18 protein-coding genes and 1 pseudogene are annotated in these 22,666 nt (G+C 61.6%); 8 read left to right on the top strand and 11 right to left on the bottom strand.

What is annotated here, in order from left to right; all coding sequences use genetic code 11:
- Positions 1–61: 61 nt before the first annotated feature.
- Entirely contained in the window at positions 62–502 is a 441-nt protein-coding gene (locus tag IHE39_RS17480) for a pseudoazurin (protein WP_192567516.1), read from the bottom strand.
- A gap of 190 nt (positions 503–692) precedes the next feature.
- Between IHE39_RS17480 and IHE39_RS17475 the strand changes: the two genes are divergently transcribed.
- Complete coding sequence (locus IHE39_RS17475) at positions 693–1,397, top strand: Crp/Fnr family transcriptional regulator (RefSeq protein ID WP_192567370.1); 705 nt, start codon at positions 693–695, stop codon at positions 1,395–1,397.
- On the opposite strand, the gene IHE39_RS17470 is transcribed toward IHE39_RS17475, so the two are convergent.
- Positions 1,398–1,592 (bottom strand): DUF1858 domain-containing protein, encoded by a 195-nt coding sequence (locus IHE39_RS17470; protein ID WP_434781323.1) that lies wholly within the window; start codon positions 1,590–1,592, stop codon positions 1,398–1,400.
- Between the two features lie 446 nt (positions 1,593–2,038).
- Between IHE39_RS17470 and IHE39_RS31090 the strand changes: the two genes are divergently transcribed.
- Positions 2,039–3,841, top strand: coding sequence for an acetate/propionate family kinase (locus tag IHE39_RS31090; RefSeq protein ID WP_192567368.1), 1,803 nt, complete (start codon positions 2,039–2,041; stop codon positions 3,839–3,841).
- Positions 3,842–4,224: 383 nt separating this feature from the next.
- Here the strand turns inward: IHE39_RS31090 and IHE39_RS17460 are convergent, their stop codons facing one another.
- Positions 4,225–4,542, bottom strand: coding sequence for a DUF6522 family protein (locus IHE39_RS17460; RefSeq protein ID WP_192567367.1), 318 nt, complete (start codon positions 4,540–4,542; stop codon positions 4,225–4,227).
- 98 nt (positions 4,543–4,640) lie between these two features.
- Between IHE39_RS17460 and IHE39_RS17455 the strand changes: the two genes are divergently transcribed.
- From IHE39_RS17455 to IHE39_RS17445, 3 genes and pseudogenes are all read left to right on the top strand, one after another.
- Complete coding sequence (locus tag IHE39_RS17455) at positions 4,641–5,105, top strand: group III truncated hemoglobin (protein WP_192567366.1); 465 nt, start codon at positions 4,641–4,643, stop codon at positions 5,103–5,105.
- A gap of 46 nt (positions 5,106–5,151) precedes the next feature.
- Positions 5,152–5,583, top strand: coding sequence for an RrF2 family transcriptional regulator (locus IHE39_RS17450; RefSeq protein ID WP_192567365.1), 432 nt, complete (start codon positions 5,152–5,154; stop codon positions 5,581–5,583).
- Between the two features lie 1,177 nt (positions 5,584–6,760).
- A pseudogene (locus tag IHE39_RS17445) lies at positions 6,761–7,129 on the top strand (integrase core domain-containing protein); the annotation flags it as partial.
- A gap of 440 nt (positions 7,130–7,569) precedes the next feature.
- Here IHE39_RS17445 and IHE39_RS17440 read toward each other — a convergent pair.
- From IHE39_RS17440 to IHE39_RS17405, 8 genes are all read right to left on the bottom strand, one after another.
- A complete protein-coding gene (locus IHE39_RS17440; protein ID WP_192567364.1) occupies positions 7,570–8,007 on the bottom strand; it encodes an SRPBCC family protein in 438 nt (145 codons plus the stop codon).
- A gap of 42 nt (positions 8,008–8,049) precedes the next feature.
- Positions 8,050–10,434 (bottom strand): FAD-dependent oxidoreductase, encoded by a 2,385-nt coding sequence (locus IHE39_RS17435; RefSeq protein WP_192567363.1) that lies wholly within the window; start codon positions 10,432–10,434, stop codon positions 8,050–8,052.
- Between the two features lie 2 nt (positions 10,435–10,436).
- Positions 10,437–12,716 carry a xanthine dehydrogenase family protein molybdopterin-binding subunit gene (locus tag IHE39_RS17430; protein WP_192567362.1) on the bottom strand — a complete coding sequence of 760 codons (2,280 nt, stop codon included), beginning with the start codon at positions 12,714–12,716 and terminating at the stop codon, positions 10,437–10,439.
- Between the two features lie 14 nt (positions 12,717–12,730).
- Positions 12,731–13,498 (bottom strand): SDR family oxidoreductase, encoded by a 768-nt coding sequence (locus tag IHE39_RS17425; RefSeq protein ID WP_192567361.1) that lies wholly within the window; start codon positions 13,496–13,498, stop codon positions 12,731–12,733.
- Positions 13,495–14,436, bottom strand: coding sequence for an aminotransferase class IV (locus IHE39_RS17420; RefSeq protein ID WP_192567360.1), 942 nt, complete (start codon positions 14,434–14,436; stop codon positions 13,495–13,497). Before IHE39_RS17420 ends, IHE39_RS17425 begins: the two co-directional genes overlap by 4 nt.
- A 21-nt stretch (positions 14,437–14,457) precedes the next feature.
- Positions 14,458–16,527 (bottom strand): hydantoinase/oxoprolinase family protein, encoded by a 2,070-nt coding sequence (locus tag IHE39_RS17415; protein ID WP_192567359.1) that lies wholly within the window; start codon positions 16,525–16,527, stop codon positions 14,458–14,460.
- Positions 16,524–18,332 (bottom strand): hydantoinase B/oxoprolinase family protein, encoded by a 1,809-nt coding sequence (locus tag IHE39_RS17410; RefSeq protein WP_246485531.1) that lies wholly within the window; start codon positions 18,330–18,332, stop codon positions 16,524–16,526. Before IHE39_RS17410 ends, IHE39_RS17415 begins: the two co-directional genes overlap by 4 nt.
- Positions 18,333–18,450: 118 nt before the next feature.
- Complete coding sequence (locus IHE39_RS17405; RefSeq protein ID WP_192567358.1) at positions 18,451–19,359, bottom strand: LysR family transcriptional regulator; 909 nt, start codon at positions 19,357–19,359, stop codon at positions 18,451–18,453.
- A gap of 193 nt (positions 19,360–19,552) precedes the next feature.
- Here IHE39_RS17405 and IHE39_RS17400 point away from each other — a divergent pair, with 193 nt between their 5' ends.
- From IHE39_RS17400 to IHE39_RS17390, 3 genes are read left to right on the top strand one after another with little or no spacing between them, the layout of a single operon-like run.
- Complete coding sequence (locus tag IHE39_RS17400) at positions 19,553–19,966, top strand: cobalamin B12-binding domain-containing protein (protein ID WP_192567357.1); 414 nt, start codon at positions 19,553–19,555, stop codon at positions 19,964–19,966.
- Positions 19,963–21,483 carry an AMP-binding protein gene (locus tag IHE39_RS17395; protein WP_192567356.1) on the top strand — a complete coding sequence of 507 codons (1,521 nt, stop codon included), beginning with the start codon at positions 19,963–19,965 and terminating at the stop codon, positions 21,481–21,483. Before IHE39_RS17400 ends, IHE39_RS17395 begins: the two co-directional genes overlap by 4 nt.
- Positions 21,480–22,664: a thiolase family protein gene (locus tag IHE39_RS17390; protein ID WP_192567355.1), complete on the top strand. Its 1,185-nt coding sequence runs from the start codon at positions 21,480–21,482 to the stop codon at positions 22,662–22,664. The genes IHE39_RS17395 and IHE39_RS17390 overlap by 4 nt, the downstream gene beginning before the upstream one ends.
- The last annotated feature ends 2 nt before the right edge of the window (positions 22,665–22,666 follow it).

Below are 22,666 nucleotides of genomic sequence, written 5' to 3'. Positions count from 1 at the left end.
ATGGACCCAAAGCCCGTCCGGTCTGTTTGCGAGCGTCGGTGGATCAGCCCGCCATCGTCGTTCAGTTGACGGGGACTTGCTCGAGGAGTTCGGCGAACACTTTTTTCGCCTTACCGGGGTGTTTTACGGCCTTGGCTTCTTCCAGGTTGGCCGGTTTGCCGACGACGATGAGAGCCACCATGCCCATGCCGTAGTGCGGGATACACTTCACGCCATAGACGCCTTCGGCGTTGACCGTGACTGTGATCTTCTCGCTCATCTTGCCTTTGAACGGTTCGGCTCCCTCCGGAATCATCCCCTTGATGGATTCGGCATCATGGGACTTGTCAGTTGGCACGAAGGTGACCGTGTCGCCGGGTGCTGCCTGGATGAAATCTGGCTGAAACACCATCGCCCCTTTTTCGCCCTTGTTGAGCATCTGGACTTCGTGATCGGCGGCCTGCGCGCCTCCCGCCACCACCAGCGCCGCGAATGCTGCCGCGAGAACCATTGTACGCTTCATCATAGTTTCGATCCTTTTCAGTCGGCACGGGTGCCGTCTGGGCGTCTATACGGATGTTCCCGGGAAACGTGTTTGATGCAGCGCAAACAATCGCGAACACGACGTAAATGCCGCAGACGCCAAAAGGTTGCGGTTCGATTGTCCAGATGTGACATTGCGCGGATTCTAAAATACCTCCCGTGAGGAACTCTTGAGCCAGCTCGACCATTCGCTGATCGCCGGATTACCTCAGTTCCAGGGAATGACCTCGGAAGAACTCGATCATGTCCTTGCGAACGCCCGCTCGCAGCGTATCGCCAAGGATACGACCATCTTCGAACAGGAGGGCGAGGCTAATTCCTTCTTTCTGCTGCTTGACGGCCATGTCCGCGTGGTCAAGTCCACTCCGGACGGCCAGCAGGTGATCGTACGCTACATAAGCTCTGGAGAGCTTCTCGGCATTGCGCATGCGCTCGGGCGAACCACCTACCCGGCGAGTGCCGTAGCCGCGGTCGATTGCGTGGTGTTGGCCTGGCCCAGCCGGTTATGGTCGAGATTTTCGGCGCAATATCCGGCATTCGGCGTCGGCACTTACAAGACGGTCGGATCTCGCCTTCAGGAAGCGCACACCCGTGTCATCGAAATGTCAACGGAGCAGGTTGAGCAGAGGGTCGCCCATGCGTTGCTCCGTCTCGCCAATCAGACCGGAAAAAAGACGGCGGAAGGCGTTTTGATCGACTTCCCGATCTCGCGCCAGGACATCGCAGAAATGACCGGTACGACGCTCCATACTGTTAGCCGGCTGCTGAGCGCATGGGAGACCAAGGGTCTTGTCCGTAGCGGAAGGCAGAAAGTTACGGTCGTCGAACCGCATAAACTGTTCATGCTGGCTGAAGGGCGCCCGAAGAAAGATTGATCACGGAGGCTCATTCTTCGATCCGATCTCGCACTTGATGTGGTCGACAAACAGGGGTTCGTCCACGCTGTGTTCCCGGCAGGCATCCGACATCGTGTGGAAGGGAGCGATCGGGCATCCAACGCAAAGCATGCGATGTTTCAGAACGACATGTATGGTACCCGGAGACGCGCGCATGATGTCGTCCATCGACATATCTTCCGTGAATAGGGACTTCATCGCAGCCGCTTCCCGTAGCGCCAAAGATCGACCCTACTCACCGGACGAGGAGGCCTCGTTGTGCTGGCACAAAGAGGAGCGAACCTGCGTTCTCGTCTGTCTGGCGGCACAACCGCGGCCTCAATAAGTGTCGCTAACTGTATCGCTTTCAGGCAATAGCAACGATAACCTCAAGGGCCGAAATGGCGCAACAGGAGCTGACAGTTCGCTATTGCCAAAGAATTGAGTTCGTAGTCCCAACTTGCCGAGTTGCACCTTGGTGCGGTGCGTTCATTTCCTATGGCGACGAATCATAGCACACCACCACTTCCACACGGGCCGACATAGCCTCTCCAGCCGGAATATTCGCTACGCTTTCATGATAGTCATGCCATGAACAGACGCTGCGGGACGAACAAAAATAGAATCGAGAAGGAAGGCTTGTGAGAATCCTCGTCATCAATTGCGGCAGCTCGAGCCTGAAGGTGGGTATCTTCGAGATCGATGGTCCGCAGGCCACCGAGACGTTCAAGGCAACTTATGACCGGTTTGAGCAGGGCCGCTGTAGCTATAAGATCGTGTATGGAGGAAAGTCGGACGCCGGCGATGCGCCATATGCAGACATCTCCACGGCCCTTATGGCCCTTCCTGCGATCTTTGCGGAACATGAAATCGGTGCTTTCAATGCTGTTGGGCACCGCATCGTCCACGGTGGCGAGCGATTCCGTATTAGCACGATCCTTGACGCCAAGATGATCGACACCATCGAATCGCTGACGCCGCTGGCTCCACTCCACAACCCGGCCAATCTGCTGGCAGTGCGCATTGCGACAGAAGTCTGGCCCGGCCTGCCGCAGGTCGCTGTCTTCGACACAGCCTTCCATGCCACGAACCCGCCGCGTGCCACCACCTACGCGGTGCCTAAGGCTTGGAGAGAGGCGGGTCTGAGGCGCTTCGGCTTCCACGGCACATCGCACAAATATGTGGCGTTCAGGGCTGCGGAAGAGATCGGCGAGCCGCTACGCGATTTGCGGATTGTTAGCGTGCATCTTGGCAATGGCGCGAGTGTCTGCGCGATCAATCGCGGCGAAAGTATCGATACGTCGATGGGCATGACGCCGATCGAGGGCTTGGTAATGGGTACGCGTTCTGGGGATGTTGATCCCGGACTTTTCGGCTTCCTTGCAAGGCAGTTCGGCCTGGCCATCGGCCAGATTGAGCACGCGCTTTATAACGAGAGTGGGCTGAAGGGACTCACCGGCTCCTCCGATATGCGCACAGTCGAGGACCGCGCCGCCAGCGGGGAGGCTGACTCGCAGCTGGCAATCGAGATATTCGCCTATCGGACGCGCAAATATATCGGCGCTTACGCAGCCGCTATGGGCGGCCTTGACGCCGTTGTGTTTACGGGCGGCATAGGCGAGAACTCGGCTTCGATGCGGCGGCGGATTTGCGACGGGTTGGAGTTCATGGGTCTGAGGCTAGACCACGACCGTAATCAGTCGGTCGACCTCGGCGGCCACGCAGCGCCACAGATCCAAGCCTATGGGTCTCGCGTGCGCGTTATCGTCACGGAGACGGCCGAACAGTTGATGATCGCGCGCGAAACGGCTGTCGCATTGGCTGGCAAAGCACCTGCGATGGACACTATACCCGTGGCGGTGTCAGCCCGCCATGTCCATCTATCGCGCGGCGCAGTCGATGCGCTGTTTGGGGCCGGCTATCAACTGACGCAATCCGCGCCGCTGCGCCAGCCTGGCCAATGGGCGGCGGCAGAGCGCCTTACACTGGAAGGGCCGAAGGGCCAGATCGACCGGGTTGCGATCCTCGGTCCAGAACGCAAGCGGACGCAGATCGAGATCTCGCGAACCGACGGCTTTGCATTAGGCATCGACCCACCGGTGCGCGACAGCGGCAAGTTGGAAGGGACTCCGATTGTGCGGCTCATCGGACCGGTCGGAAACCTCGACACGGACGGGTTGATCATCGCTGCCAGGCATATTCACACGAACCCCCACGACGCCGCACGCCTCGGTCTCACCGATGGTATGATCGTCGACGTACATATTGGTGACGAGGAGCGCGGGCTGGTGTTTGGTAAGACGATGATCCGCGTCGGTCCGGATTCGTTGACGGAAATGCATATCGACACGGACGAGGCCAACGCCGCCGATATCCGGTTCCAGGCCGAAGGGTCGCTAGTCCCTGGTCTGCGAGCCGTCGCCGTGGCAACCGATGAGCCTTAGATCCCAGCCTTGGCATCCCAATACGTGATAGGGTCGCGCCGCGACGTCTCGCCCTGTCGCGAAAGGACCGTCATGACAGATCACTCGTCGACCCCTCGCGGTTCCATCCGGCTTGTGGAGCATGAGCTTGGCGGGAAATGATTTCCCAAGACGGATTCGGGGCCGACAGGAGACCGACAGCTTGGGCGCTCAGATGTTAGATGATGGGCCTTTCCGATGAGGTTCACACGAACATCATGATCACCGCATAGCCCACGGTCACCAGCACCAGGCCAGCGACCAGCATTGGCAAGAGAGTACTGCCAGAATCTTGATCGTCCATGATTTCATTTCCTGCTTCTAGGTGAACGGACTTTGATTGTGCGCGGATGATATTGGTGGTGTCAGTTTGCCACCGCCGAAGCTTGTCCCAATTCGAAGGATTCCTCACTGATGATGCGGTTGTCGGCATCGACGATGGCACGCCAGACCGAATTTCGATTGCGCACGGTCAGGCGCTTTCGGCCCTTGTCGCCGTCGATGCCGCACTCCACCCGGCTGGTTACGAGGCCGAGGCGCATTCGTCGTTGAAGTTCGTTCTCTTCAATGGAAAGCCGCTGCGCCAGGAACCTTGGCTCCAGGACATAGTCTCCGCTCTGGTCAGGCTCGAGCTTCATCCGGTTTCCTTCATCGCGGCGACGCTGTGCGACATAAACATACATTGACGATATATGTTTTAATCTGCATCGTGAAGCCTGAACAGACGTCAAAAGTGGACGTCAAAGGGCCGCACCAGGCTCGCTGACGGCGGGAGCCCGGCATGAGCGAAGACACAAAACGTAAGACAACGATCGTCATCGACGGTCGCGTGCTGCCCGGACAGCTGGATGAGCAGATGATCCGCGACGTGGTTCATGGCTTCTACGCCGAGATCCGGAGCGACGCCCTGCTCGCACCGCTGTTCAACAAGGCGATTGCGCCGCATGACTGGCCACCACACCTGACGAAAATGTGTGACTTCTGGTCATCCTTGATGCTTCGCACCGGCCGTTACGACGGCCGCCCGCTACCACCACACCTGACCCTTCCTGGCCTGGGCGAACAGCATTTCCGGCGATGGCTTAGTCTGTTTCGCGCAACCGTCAACAATCTCTGTCCGCCGGAGATCGCAGCGCTGTTCATGGAGCGGGCTTTGCGTATCGCGCATTCCTTCCGCCTTGCGCTGGCCCACAATCGCGGTGAAAGCACCTTGACCGTAGAGCCGATCACGGCCGAAAGCCTGTAAGCTGCCGGACATCCGGCAAGCAGGCATGCGGTGAGATTGGATCGAAATGCGATTGACGAATTTTTCCGACTACACGCTCAGAATGCTTATGTTCGCGGCGTCCGCGGGGGATCAGCTGTTCACCATCGAAGAGACCGCGCGCGCCTTCGGTGTGTCGAAAACGCATCTCAACAAGGTGGCCAACACGCTGACACGCGCTGGCTATCTTGTCGCGGTTCGCGGCAGGTCTGGTGGGTTGAAACTCGGTCGCCGGCCAGAAGACATCCGGATCGGCGACGTCATCCGGTTGACAGAGCCGGATTTCGCACTGGTCGAGTGCTTCGCTACCGGGAACCAGTGCACAATCACACGGTTCTGCAAACTTTCCACCATGCTGCACGACGCGCTGTCGTCGTTCCAGAGCACCCTTGATCGGTACACGCTTGCCGACATCGCGCTGAAGCCCACCGATTTCCTGGGTGACACATCCCGCGCCTAACGACGTGCCGACACAACCAGTGCCAGTGATGGCGGAGCCCGGTGTTGGCCGTTGCGACCGGCGGCGGTGATTTCGTTCGCTGCACGCCGAGCGCGAGACTGACGGCGACCTGCACTACCCTCACTGCATTTAGCTCGGGGAGGACCCGTGACCGGGCGGTGTCTACGTGAGGATCAGCCCTGCCAGGAGGCCATTTGTCCCTAGACTTTCGGGCGCCTCCCGCCTATTCGCACAGTTCGTTCAGGGGGCGGGGGACCACTGAGGGAGGCAAATGAGGAAAGCCGTAATCAATTCGCCTACTTGTGCGAGCACTCACCCCTTCTATTCCTCTGACTGTCGCCTCGCATTGGAGCCGTCGATCCAAGGCTTGATGGACATGGCCATAAAGGCAGGTTGGACCCCGAACGAAGTCTCCTACACCATCATGATGCTGGGCGTTGAACAGCTCGAGCTTTGTTCCACTGATGAGCAACGTCGACTGGACGCCCACTAACGTCACGCGACACCATAAATGGTCATTCCAGGCAAATAGACCGAGCGCACTTCTTTCCCCGGCAGGCTGCTCGCGCCTTCAGGCCGTGCGAGCAGAGCCAGGCTCGAGCCTCGGCACCTGGCAGTGAAGTCCGCACGGCTTGCTGGTGATCGCCATATCTGCTTTGCTGTCATTTGATCTCGGGGAACCATGAAATGGCACCAGGCAAGATTGTCTGCCCGATTTGTAGAAATGGGGCCAAGAAGGGGCCCGCTGCGACTGGTGACTATTTGGCTGTCGACTGCACTTCGTGCGGTCGCTTTCATGCTTCCGGATCCTTTCGAGAATCCGCCAAAGCCCAATCAATAGCAGCTCGAAGGCACGCGCTGGAGCTGGCGAGGTTGAGAGCGCCGTACGGGGCGATGCCTCACGTAACCACTTACGACATCCCATAGCAGGCGCAGTTTGCAGACCCCTCGCCGGTTTGAGCGCTCGACTGGTGCTATGGGAACCGTTTGGGCTACCAAGGGGCCGATACCGGACTGACTGGTTCTGGAGAGCAATAGTGGGAAAGCTGCCGTTCGCCCGGTCCGGTTCCACAGTCTCCTGGCCGATCTAGAGGTGCAGTACGGGTCCCAAGCTCAGATAACGGCAGCTGATATCCGTCCGGGCTAGAACAGGTCTGCCTCGTCCTTCCACCGAAATCGCGACCAGGATGTGGTGCAGACACTCGAACGTGTATGCGCCCGGCTTGGCTATCCGAAGACGATCAGGGTCGACAATGGCAGTGAGTTCATCTCGCGCGACCTCGATCTGTGGGCCTACGCGAAGGACGTCACGCTCGACTTCTCACGACCCGGAAAGCCCACCGACAACGGCTATATCGAGGTCTTCAATAGCAAGCTCAGGGCCGAATGCTTAAACGCGCATTGGTTCCTGACGCTTGCAGATTCCCGTGAAAAGTTGGAGGATTGGCGTCGATACTACAACGAGGTTCGTCCTCACAGCGCGATCGGATACAACGTCCTGATCGCATTGCAAAATCCCGGTGACGCTACCAGCCCGTCACCATGATCGCAGCCGGAAAACTCCAGCCTCCGGCGCTCCAAATTTAGGTCTCAGAGCAACGAAACCCAGGACTCTCCCTCAAACCGGAGGAGATTGGTCTAAGGTCAGCGAGAATGGAAGAAGCTGACATAGAACAAATCGGGTGATCCTGTGGGCTGACCGCCCAGTCGCTTCTCGACACTCGTGCTGTGGTTCGGCGCTTTGGCCATCTTATGGTTAAAATATAACCGATTGAAATTTCACTCATTATCGGCGGCAGCAAGAAAATCCCGGAACCGAAGTCGTCAAAAGTCTATGACGAGCATTCTGGACATTCTTCTCGACCTGTCCCTTCTCCAAGCCAGAGGCCTAGAGGCTGGCTCATTTTAAGTTGCAACTCATATTCGAGCTCGCGGGCTTGGCGACACAATCATTTTGTTGCGAGTGTGATCTGGGCACCGCTGCATTCATACAGCCACCTTGCCGAATGCCTCTAAGAACTCCCCAGCAAGCTTCTTTGCCGTCGAATCGATGAGACGGGCGCCTAGCTGGGCGATCTTGCCACCGACTTCGGATTTGACCTCGTAGTGAAGAATCGTCGCCTGGCCATCGGATTCTAGCCTGACCCTGGCACTGCCCTTGGCAAAGCCAGCGACACCACCCTTGCCCTCGCCGACAATGACATAGCCATTGGGCGGATCGAAATCGCGAAGGCTGACACCGCTGATGAATGTCGCCTTGATAGGCCCGATCTTGAGCACCACCTTCGCAGTCATTTCCGTTGTGGAAGTCTGCGTTAGTTCCTGGCAACCGGGTATGCAGCGTTTGAGAACGTCGGCATCGTTCAAAGCCCGCCAGACGTTTTCGCGCGGCGCATCTACGCGCTGGGTACCGGAGAATTGCATCTGTTTTCCTCGTTTTCCGGTCGGACAGTGATCGCGGAGTGCTCAGTCCCGAATGGCGAGACTGCAATCGGCGTCGACTCTGCCGCCTGGCATGTCGATTTCGAATCGCGCCGCTTCAAACCAGCGTTCGTCGATTCCTCGCTCGTCCGAGACGTAGCCGATCGCAACCGGTGCACCTGCTTGGTGGCACCAAGCACCTGATGTGGTGAGCCCGACGACACGGCCGTCTCGCAGGATGCCTTCCTGTCTGTAGAGCGCGCCAGCGTCCGTCTTCAGAGTGATGCGAACCAGCCGCGTAAGCGCTGGTTTTGGCTGGGCCTGGGCCTGGATTGCGATGCGGCCGATGAAGTCTGGCTTGCTCCAGGCGATGACATCCTCGAGTCCCGCCTGAACCGGCGAGACTGTATCATCTAGCTCGCTCGGCCAGGCAGGCTCAGCTGCGCCTATTCGCATTGCCTCGAGTGCATAGGACCCGCCCATCGCAAGCGGTTCGCCCAAAGTGTCCTCCAGTGCTTCAACGGAATGGACAGCGAATTCGGTGGCGACGATCGTCAACCACCCCCCAGAAAGTCCGACGCGCATAGGCGCTAGCCACGCCGGCGCATAGCCGATTGTGGTGGCGCTCACTCCACTGTCGACGGCGAGCCGAGCGCCGGCCCCGGACAACAGTTTGTCAGCATTTGGGCCCAGCACTAGTAATGCCGCCAGTCCGGATGTGGCTTCCCTCAGGGAGGCATCATCGAACTCGGGTGCATGACGCTTGAGCCACATGGCAAGGATGCGTTCCGAACCGGGTGGAGAAAGAAGCAGGGCGTGATCCGTAGCAATCTTCACCACGGTCACCACTGCTTGGATATTGCCGGACTCGGTGAGAAGCAGCGCTTTCGACACCCCTTCGCCAATAGGGCTAGCCGAAATGCGGTCCAGCGCCGCAACCGCTTCCGCCCCACGCACTTCCAGCTTCGCATGCGCAGAGAGGTCGAAAAGCGCAACTGCCTCCCGCGCTATGCGGCATTCGGCTGCCGCCCAAGGCACCCAGTTCTGCCTGCCATAGCTGCATTGCAGCACCGGATTGTCGCCCACTGGGGCATAGACGAGAGGAACTTCCCAACCAGCTTTGTTACCCATCACCGCATTGGCAGCGACATGGCGCTGATGCAGCGGGCTGCGGCGGCCGCCACGCCCGGAGGTGTATTCGCGGTTTGGCCAGCCGACATCGTAGAGCACGCCGAGCGCCTCGGTGGTGCGGTCGCGCAGATAGCTACGGCCGGACTGGAATGGCGAGATACGGGCGACATCGAATTCGGCAAAACCCTCAGGCCTGCGGCGGTCACGGATCCATTCTGCCATCATCTTGCCCATGCCGCCGCCCGACATCACGCCCACCGTGTTCATGCCGCAGGCGACAAAGAGGTTTTGGAGCTCCGGCGTCTCGCCTAAAAGCGCGTTGCCGTCGGGGGTGAAGCTCTCCGGACCGTTGAAGAAGAGCTGGATGCCGGCCTTCTCCAGCAGAGGGAAACGCTGCACAGCTGCAGTAAGGATCGGCTCGAAATGGTCGAGATCCTCTGGCAGGGCATCGAAACAGAAATCCTTGGGGATGCCGTCGAGCGCCCACGGCTTGGCTTGCTTTTCTAAGCATCCAAACAAGAGCTTTCCGGCATCCTCCTTGTAGTAGGTGCTTTCGTCGGGCACGCGGATGAAAGGCATGCTGCGCTGGAGCACATCGATATTTTCGGTCACGGCATAGAAATGCTCCGCCGCCTGCAGTGGCAGGCTTACGCCATAGCGCGCGGCGAACCCGCGGCTCCACATACCGGCAGCAAGAACAACGATTTCGGCAGCAATGGGCCCTTGTTCCGTCCTCACGCCGCACACCTTCCCGTCGGCGATATCGAGCCCCACGACCTCGATATTCTCGAGGATTTTGGCGCCGTGCAGGCGCGCGCCCTTGGCCAGGGCCTGGGTGGTGTCGATGGGGTTGGTCCGTCCGTCTGTCGGCAGATAGAGTCCTGCGAGCGCATCGTTGACCCTGACCTGCGGGCAGCGGTCGGACACCTCGGCGAGCGAAATCATCTCGGCCTCCTGGCCGAAGGCGCGCGCAAGGATCACCGTGCGTTCCATCTCCATCAGCCGCTCCTTATTGAGCGCCAGCATGATGGAGCCGGTCTTCTTGTAGCCGGTCGCCTGGCCGGTCTCTGCCTCGAGGCTGCGATAGAGTTCGGCGGTGTAACGCGCGAGCTCTGTCATCCGGCGGCTGCCGCGCAGCTCGGCGACGCTGCCGACCGAATGCCAGGTGGTTCCGCAGCAAAGCTGGCGCCGTTCGAGCAGCACCGTGTCGGTGATGCCGAGCTTCGCCAGGTGGTAGGCGATCGAGCAGCCGATGATGCCGCCGCCAATGATCACGACATCTGCCCGCGCGGGAATCATGCTCAGCACTCCATGGGAAAATTCAGCGCCCGCCAGACGCGCTCGGGCGTCGCGGGCATGTCGATGCGGTCGTGGCCGATGGCATCCGCCAGCGCGTTGATGACGGCGGCCGGCGCGCCGATGCAGCCGATTTCGCCCGCGCCCTTCATACCGAGAATGTTGTTGCCGGTCGGAATATCGGCAGCATGCAGTTCGAACATCGGCAGGTCGTCGGCACGCGGCAGGCCGTAATCCATCAAGCTGCCAGACAGCATCTGGCCGCTGTCGGGATCGTAAACGACGCGCTCGTGCAGGGCCTGACCGATGCCTTGGGCGATGCCACCATGGACCTGGCCTTCGACCAGTTGTGGGTTAAGCCTGCGACCGACATCGTCGACGCCAAGGAAACGCTCGACCGTCACCGAACCGGTGTCGGGGTCGACCTCGACCTCGCAGACATAGGCGCCATTGGGAATGGTAAGGATGTTGCCCTCGAGCGCGGCTTCACCGGCGCATCCGACTTCGCCCTTGGCCTCCATCTCCGCCGCAACGGCAAACAGAAGGATCGACCGGTCGGTGCCGGCGACAACGAAGCGGCCGCGGTGATAGACGAGATCCTCTGCCGCGGCTTCCAGCATATCTGCCGCCTCGTTACATGCGGCGTCGAGCATGCGGTCGGCCGCATGCAGGATGGTCACGCCCCCGACCTGCAGTGACGACGATCCGGCCGTCGGTCCGCCGCTGTCGGCAAGGCTGCTGTCGCCCTGGACAATGTGTACCTGATCGAGGCCGAGGCCGAGCTTGTCGGCGACCAGTTGGGCAAAGCTGGTCTCGTGGCCCTGGCCGGACGACTGGAGTCCGGTCTCGACAACAACAATCCCGTGCGGATCGACACGCACGCGCGAAATCTCCTGCGAGGTCACCCCAGTGGTGTGGAGATAGAGGCCAATGCCGCGTCCGCGCCTCAGGCCTTTCGCCTCGCTCGCCATACGCCGCTTTGCAAAGCCATTCCAGTCGGCTTCCGCCAACGCGCGGTCGAGCACGGAGTGGAAATCGGCGCTGTCGTAGATATAGCCGTTGGCTGCCCGGTACGGCATCGTGGCTGCCGCTATCAGATTGCGGCGGCGGAACTCTATCGGTCCCAGTCCGGTTTCGCGCGCCGCCCGCTCGACCAGGCGTTCGAGCAGGTATACCGACTCCGGCTTGCCCGAGCCGCGATAGGCATCCGACGGTGCGGTGTTGGTGTAGCGTCCGAACACGGTGAGATGCAGGGCGGGAAAATCATAGGGCCCGCAGAGTGTCGCAGCGAAGCCCAATGTGGGCGGAGACGGCCCAAGCGCCGAGGCATAGGCGCCGAGATTGGCATAGGTTTCGGCGCGGATGGCGAGAATGCGGCCCTCGCCGTCCAGCGCCATCCACGCTCGGCTGACATGGTCGCGGCCGGCAATGTCGGTCATGTGGTTTTCAGACCGTGTCGCGACCCACCGCACCGGTTTGCCGCACGCGCGGGCGGCAAACAGTAAAGCCGTCTGCTCGGGCATGCTCACCAGCTTGGCGCCAAAACTACCGCCGACATCGTTGGTGATGACCCGCAGCTTCTCCAGTTCGATGTCGAGCGTCGGCGCGACCAGGCGGCGAACCAGATGCACGCCCTGCGTCGGCGCATGCAAGGTGAACAGGCCACTCGCGGCGTCATACTCTGCGACTGCACCGCGCGGCTCTATCGGGCTGATCAGAATGCGGTTGTTGACGACCTCGATCTCTACCACGCGCGCGGCGGCGGCGAAGGCCGCTTCAGCGGCAGCTCGGTCGCCCTTTTCCCAGGCGAATGCCGTCTCTTCGCTTTCACGCACATCGATTGCCACCGGCAGCGTGTCGTACTCGATGTCGGCGAGATCAGCGGCATCCATCGCCGCCTGCTCGGTCTCGGCCACGATTATCGCCACGGCTTCGCCGACATGTCGAACGAGATCCACCGCCACGGCATGGCGGACGGGCGCGTGGAACGGCGTGCCGTCGGCGCTGTCGGTCGCGCGGATGCACGGCAGCGGCAGAACGCCAGCATCGAGCAAATCCTGGCCGGAAAAGGCGGCGACAACGCCGGTCGCCTCACGCACTGCGTCCAGATCGATCGTCACGATGCGCCCATGCGCGACGGGCGAACGAACGAATGTAGCGACCAAAGCGCCTTCGAGCTTGATGTCGGCAACATAACGACCACGCCCAGTCACCAGCCGCTCGTCCTCGACGCGCGGTGGCGAGCAGCCGACAAGGCTCTGCGGTTGCTCGCCAGTCAGGGGCATTGGCGGCAATGTGTTCAATGGATGAACGAGGCTCCAGTGACATCGATGGTCGCGCCGGAAGAGTAGCGTGCGCGGCCGCTGGCGCAGAACACGACGACATTGGCGACATCCTGCGGCGTGCCGAAGCTGCCCATCGGGATTTCGGACAGCATCTCCTCGGCGCCGTAGATCGAGACCATGTCCTTGCCTTGCCGGGTGTCGATGACGCCGACGCAGAGCAGGTAAGTCTGGATGTTGTCTTGGGCGTAGAAGCGCGCGATACCGCGCAGCAGCGAATTCATGCCACCCTTGGAAGCCCCGTCATGAAAGAAATCGGGCCGGTCGCCACGTACGGCGATGCGGGCCGAAATGCCCATGACGATGCCGCCGCCGGCCTGCTGATAGTGCAGCACGGCAAGGCGCGACAGGTGAGCGGTAGCGACGAGATTGACCTGTAGCGCATGCAGCCAGTGGGCGTTCCATTCCTGGCTCGGCGCCTGCATCGAGATCGGCTGGCGAATAGCAGCGTTGTTGACCAGCACGTCGACCCTGCCCTTCCAGGCGATGGCCTCGGCCCACAGCCGGTCGAGATCCTGCCAGCTGGCCATGTTTGCCTGAACTGGCAGGCAGCGATCGCGGCCAAGCTCGTCGGCGATGACCTCGGCCTGCTCGAGGCTCGAGCCATAATTCAGCACGACATTGGCGCCTTCACCGACCAGCCCACGCACGATGCCTTCGCCGATGCCGCGCGAACCGCCGGTGACCAGCACGGTCTTGCCCGTGAGATCGACGAACCCGCTCACGCGCTCAGCCTTTTGTCTTGCCGTGCCGTGCGCCACACAGCGGCTTCTCGCGCCATGGTCTCGATCAGCAGCTTACCGAACTTGCGCGAGGCCGGGCCGGGTTCGCCGTGGCCGATCTTGCGCCCAGAGATCTCGACCACGGGCACTGCGAGTTCGAGCGTCGAACAGATGAAGACCTCGTCGGCCGCTGCGAGCGTGAAGGCGTCGAAGACATCTTCGATGACTTCGTAACCCTCGGCTTTTGCGATCTCGATCACCACCGAACGAGTGATGCCAGGCAGCAGGTCGCGGTTGAGTGGCGCGGTCACAAGGTGACCGTTTTTCACCGCAAAGACGTTGTAGGCTATGCCTTCGGTGACAAAGCCCTCCCGGTCGACGGCGATGCCGATATCGGCCTGCGATGAGGTCACCTCGATGGCGCCCAATACGCTGTTGAGGTAGTTGCAATGCTTGGTGCCCGATGGCACCGAAGCAGAGGGCACACGAGGGCGCGACAGCATGACGGCGCGCAAGCCGGACTCCATCTTCTCGGCGATCAGGCCCTTGTAATAGTCCTTGAAGCCGACGATCGGAATGATGGTGACGTTGGGTTCTGGCTTGCGCAGCAGGCGTGGCTCCCACTTGATCGACGAGATACCTTCACCACGGCTTATCTGGATGCGGAGGTAGCCGTCCTCCATGTCGTTCTCCGCGATCGTCTGCTCGATCAGCGCAGCCCATCCGTCGTCGTCATAAGGATTGGCGATGCGCAGATACGCAAGGCCTTCCTTCATGCGGTCGAGATGCGGCTGCAGCCGGAAGGGGGCCCGTTCCCAGACGGCCACGCCCTCGAAGATGCCGTCGCCATAGAGGAAGCAGCGGTCGAAGACCGAGACCGTCGCCTCGTTCTCAGGCACGAAGCGGCCGTTGAGGAAGATCTTGGTGTTGCGGGCAGTCATTGTCAGCTCCAGCGGATGTGATCAGATGAGGTCGATCCAGATGCTGCCATTTGCCGACAGCGTAGCGGTCGTTGATGGATAGAGCACAATGGTGGTGAGCCGCTGGTCGATCATGGCCGGCCCGTCAATGCGGGTTCCGGGCGTGAGGCGCGAACCGTCGAAGACCGGAATCTCCGCCTTGCCGCCAAGTTCTCGCATGTAAACCTGGCGCGAACCCTTGGCGGCGTCCGAACCCTGCCCGCCTTCGCTGACACCGTGATCGACAGTGATCGCCGGCAGCCGGCCGATGGCCAGCGCCGTCCATTCGGTGAACTCGATCGTATCGTTGCCGCGTACGAAATAGAGCTTCTCGTGCAATTGGTGGAAGCTCTCTTCCAGGGCCGCGAGCGTCGCGGCATCGGCAATATGCGTGTGATTGAAGTCGAGCGTAATCTGCCAGACCTGGCCACGATAGCGCGCCTCCGCCGAGAACCTGATCTCGCGTGAGCCCGCCGGCACCTTCATGCGGTCGAGGTAGGCGGTAGCCTCGGCTTCGAGCGAAGCCAGCGTCGCGTTCACGCTGTCAAAGTCGAAGGCATCAGTCGCTGCCGGCAGGCTTCTGGAAAAACTCGACTTGATGTCACTGACAAGGATCCCATAGGCGCTGAGCACGCCGGCGACCGGCGGCACCAGCACCTTGCGGATGCCTAGTTCTCGCGCGATCGGAACAGCGTGCAGCCCGGCGGCCGCTCCGCCGGCCACCATGATATATTCGCGCGGGTCGACGCCCCTGCGGATGGTGATGTCCTCGATAGCGGCCACCATGCTCTGCTCGACAGCAAGGCCGATCAGGCTGGCCGCTTCGTGCACACTGAGCTCCAACGGTTCGGCGATTTCAGCCCGGATCGCCGCTTCGGACTTCGCCGGCGACAGCGTCATGGTGCCGCCAGCGAAATTAGCCGCATCGAGGAAGCCGCGCGCCAGATTGGCATCCGTCACCGTCGGCAGTATCCCACCACGGTCATAGCAGGCCGGCCCAGGAACGGAGCGCGCACTTTCCGGCCCGACATGGATGAAGCCGCCAGCGTCGACGCGGGCGATGCTGCCGCCACCGGCACCGATGGTCTTGACCTCGACCGAAGGCACGCCGAACACATGACCGGCGATGACACCCTCTCGATGCATCGGGATCTCCCAGTCATTGATGATGGAAATATCAAAGCTGGTACCGCCCATGTCGACGACGATGGCATTGCAGGTCGCGGCACCCTCGGCGCGAATGACATTGCGCGCCGACACCGGCGCCGCCGACGGCCCGGACAGGCAGAGATTGATCGGGCATTCGATCACCTCGTCACCCGCCGTCTGCCCGCCAGAAGAGGTGACCAGCGTCAGCACTCCACCCAGGCCAGCGCCGCGCAGGCGGCTTTCAAGCTCATTCACAACACGCCGCACCAGCGGCTTCAGTGACGCATCGATGGCCGTCGCCGAACTGCGGCGGTACTCGCGCAAGGTTGGGCTGGTGCGATGGCTGAGGCTGTAGGGAATATCCGGCCAGTGCGTCTCGATCAGTTCGCCAATGCGCTTTTCGTGGCTCGGATTGGCAATAGACCACAGGAGCGCGACAGCGATCGATTCGACGCCGAGGTGCTTCAAGCGTTCAATGGTCACAACGACGCTCTGCTCATCGAGCGCCAGCTCAATACCACCCTCGCTGTTGATACGTTCACGCACGCCGACGGTGAGTTCGCGCGGGATGTAGGGCGCAGGATAGTCGATGGCGATCGTGTAGGTATCTCGCTTTCCGCCCTCGCGGATCAGCAGCGTGTCGCGAAAACCCTCCGTGCAGATCAGCCCGGTGCGCGCATATGTCCCTTCGAGGATCGCGTTGGTCGCCGCTGTCGTGCCACAGGCAAATTTCGAGCAGGCGGCCAGCAACTCGGCACGAGCGATCTTGAAATGATCCGCAACCAGTTCCAGGCCGTTCAGGATACCATCGACGATCCGGCCCGGCGTAGTGGGCGCCTTGAAGGTATGGACCTTGCCGCCCCTTTCCAGGACGACGAGATCGGTGAAGGTTCCGCCGACATCGACCGCGATCTGGAAACTCATGCCAGCACTCCCCTGCGGCGAAGCTGAGCACGACGAGCAACTGTTGCCGGCCCGTCGATGGTAACTTCCTCGCCTTCATGGCCAAAGACGACGCCGTAGATTTCGGTCGCGCGGTGGCGCGATATGCGCCCGGCCTTCAGGCTGGCAACGACGGCCCAGGGATCGCGATCGAGCGGATCGCCGTAGCCACCACCGCCGCAGCCTTCGGAGACCAGGCGTTCGCCGGGCCGCAGCGTGGTGTCGACCGAGATCGGAAGTTCGGTGTCGTTGCCCGAAGCATCGCGGCGCGAGATCCGCATCGGGGCGGCGGCACGGCCGCCATGCGCACCCTGGGGCGGATGCTCGCGCGAGGCCGAATTCACCATGAAGCGCACAGCTCCGCTGCGCGGACGGATGATGCAATCGGCGCCGGGCGCGCCCTCCCACTGCCCGGCGCCGCCCGAGTCCTCGCGGACCTCGAGCTTTTCGATAATGATCGGCTGTTGCTGCTCGACGACCTCGACGCTGGACTGCCACAGGATGCCTTGCGAGGCGCCGCTGCCATAGGTGAGCCAGCCGTCATGGCCAGACAATGCCGGTCCGCCCCAATAACCCATGATAAGCTGGTTGACGAAGGATCGTCCCTGTCCCCTTGCGTCCTCTCCGCTGACCACCGCACATGAGCCGGGCATGCCGATCGTGCCGTAGGCGGTGCCCAGGTCGCCGCGCAGCATGGCGAACATCGACTGCAGATGCGGGATCAGCGCGTGGCACAAGTTGGTTGTCGCTGCCGAGGTCGCCGCCGGGAAGCGCGGCTTTCCGATAGCGGCACCTTCTCGCATCAACAGTTTTACGCGCCGGAACGAGCCGGTACAGCGCGGTACGTCTGGTCCAAGTATGTTGAGCACGGCCGTCATGCAGGCGGCGATCGTCGTGCTCTCGGTCATGTTAATGCCGAGCGGCAGGTTGTCGATATTTTCGGTCAGGTCGACGATGACGAGTTCTTCTTCCGGATCGACCTCGATGGTCGCCCGGATCGGGATGCCCTCGGGATAAAGTTCGGTTTCGGAATCGTAGAGCATCTCCTTGCTCACCCGGCCTTTGGGCAAAGTGGAGATCGCTTGGCACGCCATGCGCTCGGCATAATTCTGGAACTCGTCGACGAAGGTGCGGACCGTTGCCGCGCCATATTTGGCGCACAGCACCTTCAGGCGCGCCTCGCCGGTACGCACTGCGGCGAGCACAGCGAGATAATCGCCATAGAACTGCTCGGGCACGCGGATGTTGGCCTTGCAGATATCGATGACCTCGGGAACGTCGGCATAGTCCTTCTGAATGCGGACACAGGGCAGCATCAGCCCTTCTTCGTAGACGTCGCGCGAGCGCGGGCCGTAGGTGGTTGGCGTCGGGAACCCCATGTCGCCAAGATGAGCACGGGCGATGACGTAGAATGCGATTTCGCTATCGACGAACACTGGCGCGCAGACGGTGAAATCGGCGCAATGAGTGTTGCCAAGATAGCCGCTGTTGTTGACGAAGCAGTCGCCGGGGTGGATGTCGCGGCCAAATTTTGCCGCCACTGCACGGGGGATGAGGTCGATCGCGCCGACATGCACCGGAAGGCCCTGGGCCAGGCTGATCGACTGGAAGCGCGCGTCGGTCAGGCTGCAGGAAAAATCCATCGCCGTGTTGAGCACGCCGGAGCGGCCCGACTTGAACAAGGCGTTGATCATCTCGCCGATGATGGCTTCGAAACGGCGCCGAAGAACGACCATCGTGAAGATGTCGACCCCTGTCGAGCCTGGCTTGGAAACGTCCTGCAGCAACGCAAAATCCTGGTCTGTGCGAGACGCGAGAGGTCTCGTCGGGGAGCGTTGCAGCACTGTGCGTCATGGCTTCGACGACAGTCGATTAAAGTCTTTTGATGCCCTTTATCAGGCGGTCTTATGCCAGGATTTCGATGCCGCCGGCCTGCAGTACGGCCCACTTCAGCGCCTTCAGGAATTCATGCGCGGCAGCAGAAGACGGCTTGAGCGTCGGGAAGCTTGCGACCAGTGTGCGGCGTATGGCGGGCTCGACAAGGGCGAGGCTGCGCATGCCGCGATCGAGGTCGGCGTCACTGATCGCTGCTGCAGGCAAGATCGAAGCCCAGCCTGGCTGACGCGCCGCGGCGAACACGGTGGCCAGCGAATCCACTTCCATCGACGGCGCAAGCGTAAGCCCGGCACGCTCGAACTCGGCGTCGATCAGGATGCGGATCAAGTTCTTGGTCGAAGGCAGGATGAGCTTTAGCCTCTGGAGTTCGCGCCCGGTGATTGAGTCGCCAGTGACGGGTGTTGCGGTGCTGGTGAGCACCCTGAGTTCCTCGATCGCCAACGGTTCGCAATGGAGACGGCGGTCGTCTTCAAACTCGCCGAGGACGGCGAAATCGAGGTCGCCCTGCAGCAACCAGTCGACCAGATGGGCGCTATAGCCTTCCGACACCGCAATCTGGACGTCTGGGTATCGCTGTTGGAAATCCATCAAAACCCCGGCAAGGATGCCGTGGGCAATGGAAGGCGGCACGCCGACATTGAGCGTTCCGTCGATCTTGCCGGACCCATGGCGCAAGGTCCGGCGTAGCTTTTCGACATTCGCCAGCACCTCAAGGCACATCGGATAGACGGTGTTGGCGGCCTGGTTGGGATAAACGCCGGAGGTCGTGCGCTCGAACAGCGTCACGCCGTAGTCGGCCTCGATGCGGCGGATCTGCATGCTGACCGCCGGCTGAACGACATGCAGCCGGCGCGCAGCCTTGGTGATGCTCTTTTCCTCGTAAAGGGCAACGAAATACTGGATCTGGCGCAGGTCCATGACAGGCCTTTCTCTGAAGTCGGCAGCAACCGGTGATACGTCGCCCGGCAAAGCCACACAAGCAAGCAGGAGGGCCCGGTCCATCCAAAGCGCGTCACTTCATCCGGCCTTATGAGCTGCATAAAAACACTTTATTGGCGCTCGAAGGAGCAACCGAACAAGCTTGCGGCATCGTCAACCGCAGCACCCCGACATGTTACGCAAGATACGCATCCTTATGGCCAAGGTCGGCCTCGACGGCCACGACGTCGGCGCCCGTGTCGTGGCGCGCGGCCTGCTCGAGGCAGGCATGGAGGTGGTCTACACCGGCATCCGCCGGACGCCTGAACAGATCGCCAGGATCGCTGTCGACGAGGACGTCGACGTCGTCGGCATCAGCAGCCTTTCGGGCGCGCATGGCGTGCTTGTGCCCAAGGTGCGAGCGCTGCTCAACGAGGCCGGCGCCAGCGACATCAAGATGATCGTGGGCGGCGTCATCCCGCAGGAGGATATTCCCGATCTGCTCGCCATCGGCGTGTCCAAGGTTTTCCTGTCGGGCACGAGCGTCGCCGAAATTGCCGAGTACATCCAAGCCGAGATCGACCTCGGCACGGAGGCCAGCCTGTGAGTGTCGATGCCTATGTTCGCAACGCGCTGCGCGCAAACCATGCCAGGACCGCGCTCGTGGATGGCCGACGCCGCTGGAGCTTCGGCGAACTGGAGCAGTTGGTGGGGCACGTTGCTTCCGGCCTTCAGGCTGCTTTGCCGAAGGCGAGCCGCATCGGCCTCTACATGCAAAACCGCGCCGAATATCTCATTCTGCAGCTGGCCATCGAACAGGCTGGGCTTGTGCGCGTGCCGCTCAACATGCGCTCCACCGCCTGCGAAGTGGAGCGGCTCGTCGAGGATTGTGGCGCGAAGGCCGTATTCCACGACCACACGACCACCACGAAACTGGCGGCGCTGGAACAGTCCGGACTCTGGCTCTGCCAGGTCGATGGCGATGCGTCGGGCGGGCCCGCATGGCCGGCCCTGACCAGCTTTGATGGGCCTGAGGCCTCCGCTGGCGACGACCTCGATGCGCTGTGCTCGATCAACTACACCTCGGGTTCATCAGGCGCGCCAAAAGGCGTGATGCTGAGCCACCGCAACTGGCAGAGCGTCTACAAGAACATGCTGATCGACCGCGACATCCGCGGCGACGACCGGCTCGCGCATGTCGGCCCGCTCACCCATGCCAGCGGCGCCTATTTCACACCGTTCCTGCTGCGCGGTGCGACGAATGTCGTCGTCCCCGGGGGCGCGCTCGACCAACTGTTGCCGACCATCGAACGCGAGAGGGTGACCGCCTTCAGCTGCGTGCCCACGGTACTGACGCGCATCCTGAATTCGCCCGATATCGACCGCCATGACCTCTCGTCGATCCGGTGGATCGGCTACGGCGCCGAGGCGATCCAGCGCAACACACTCGACAGGGCGATTGCCCGCTGGGGCGATGTGCTGACCCACAATTACGGCCTGACCGAAGCGATGATGACCTGCAGCCTGCTCAGGGCGGCCGAGCACATTGCGTCCGACGGCGGTATCCGTTTCGGCTGTATCGGCCGTCCCTACAGCTTCGTCGAAATCGTACTGCGCGACGAGGCGGGCGTGGAAGTGGCGACCGGCGAAATCGGCGAGATTACCATCTGTGCCGAGCACATCATGTCGGGCTACTGGAACCAACCCGAAGAGACGGCCAAGGTGCTGCGCGGCGGCTGGTTGTGGTCTGGCGATCTTGCCCGCAAGGACGCTGAAGGCTTCATCTACGTCGTCGGCCGCTCCAAGGAGATGCTGATCTCAGGTGGGTTCAACATCTATCCGGCTGAAGTCGAGGCCTGCCTGTCGAGCTGCCCCGGCGTGCAGGAAGCGGCCGTCGTCGGTATTTCAGACGACGCATTGGGCGAGCTCTGCGTGGCCTTCATCGCTCCGGAAGCCGCAGCCAAACTCACCGCGTCCGAATGCGAGAACTTCTGTAAGCCGAGGATCGGCATCAGAACGCCAAAGCGATGGTTTTTCGTCCGACACCTTCCGCGCACCGGAAACGGCAAGGTCGACAAGGCGGAGCTCCGGGCGCGTCTCCAGCCGGCGGCGGCCGTGCAATGAACGACCGCGACGTGGTGATCATCTCGTTTGCCCGCACGCCTTTTGGAAAATTTGGTGGCGCGCTGAAAGACGCTCCGGCGACCGATCTCGCTTCTATGGCGATTGCCGAGGCGATGCGCCGCAGCGGCATCGACACCAAGGCTGTCGAAGCGCTCTATGCCGGCATCGGCATGATCGGCGCCAATGTCTTGACCGCCGCCCGTCAGGCGCTGCTGCTGGGTTCCGGACTATCTGAGACCGTACCGTCGATGAGCGTCGACCGCGCCTGCTGTTCGGGCATGACCGCGATCGGTCTGGGCTTCAAGGATATCCGCAACGGCGGGGCCGATGTCGTTGTCTGCGGCGGGTTCGACAGCCTCAGCAACACGCCATACCTGTGGCCGCGCCAGCGCGGCATCCGCCCCGGAAAAGTCGACGTCAGTGACCCGCTGCTTTTGCGCGCCGATTTCCTGGACAAGGCAATCGCCTGCTACACCGGCGAAGAAGCCGAGCGGATGGGCGTCGACCGCCAGCAGCAGGACGAATGGGCGGTCGAAAGCCATCGCAAGTATTTTACCGCCGAGGCTTTGGGCTATTACGCCGCAGAGCGTTTTGCTGTCGATCACGTTGGCACCACCCTCGCCTCTGATGAATCTCCACGTGCCGATGCATCGCTGGAGAAACTCGCCAGGCTGAAAACGGTGTACTCGAGTCCAACGGTCACTCCGGGAAATGCGCCTGGACTTAACGACGGCGCAGCATTCCTGATGCTTTCGTCCAGACGGTTTGCGCGGGTACATGGCCTGACGCCGCTGGCGCAAATCGTGGACTACGTCCAGGTTGCCGGCGGGCCGACTAGCGGCTCCACTACGCCAGCCGTCGCGATCGACAGGCTGCTCGAGCGAAGCGGCAAGCGGGAGGGCGACATCGCCCGTTTCGAGATCAACGAGGCCTTTGCAGCCACGCCACTGGTCAGCACGCTGGTCCTTGCCAACGGGGACCGCGGCAAGGCTGATGCTTTGCGTGAGAGAACGAACAAGGCCGGCGGCGCGGTGGCGATCGGCCATCCGCTTGGCGCCAGCGGTGCCCGGCTGGTCATGACCCTTGCCAATGGCATGCGCCGGGAAGGCAGCGGGCTCGGCGTTGCCGCCATTTGCGGCGGCTACGGCCAGGGCGACGGCATGATGGTCGCGGTCGAATAGTC

Origin of the sequence: Aminobacter carboxidus (assembly GCF_014863355.1) — a bacterium.
Taxonomy (GTDB): domain Bacteria; phylum Pseudomonadota; class Alphaproteobacteria; order Rhizobiales; family Rhizobiaceae; genus Aminobacter; species Aminobacter carboxidus.
This window is presented reverse-complemented; position numbering and strand designations above follow the sequence as displayed.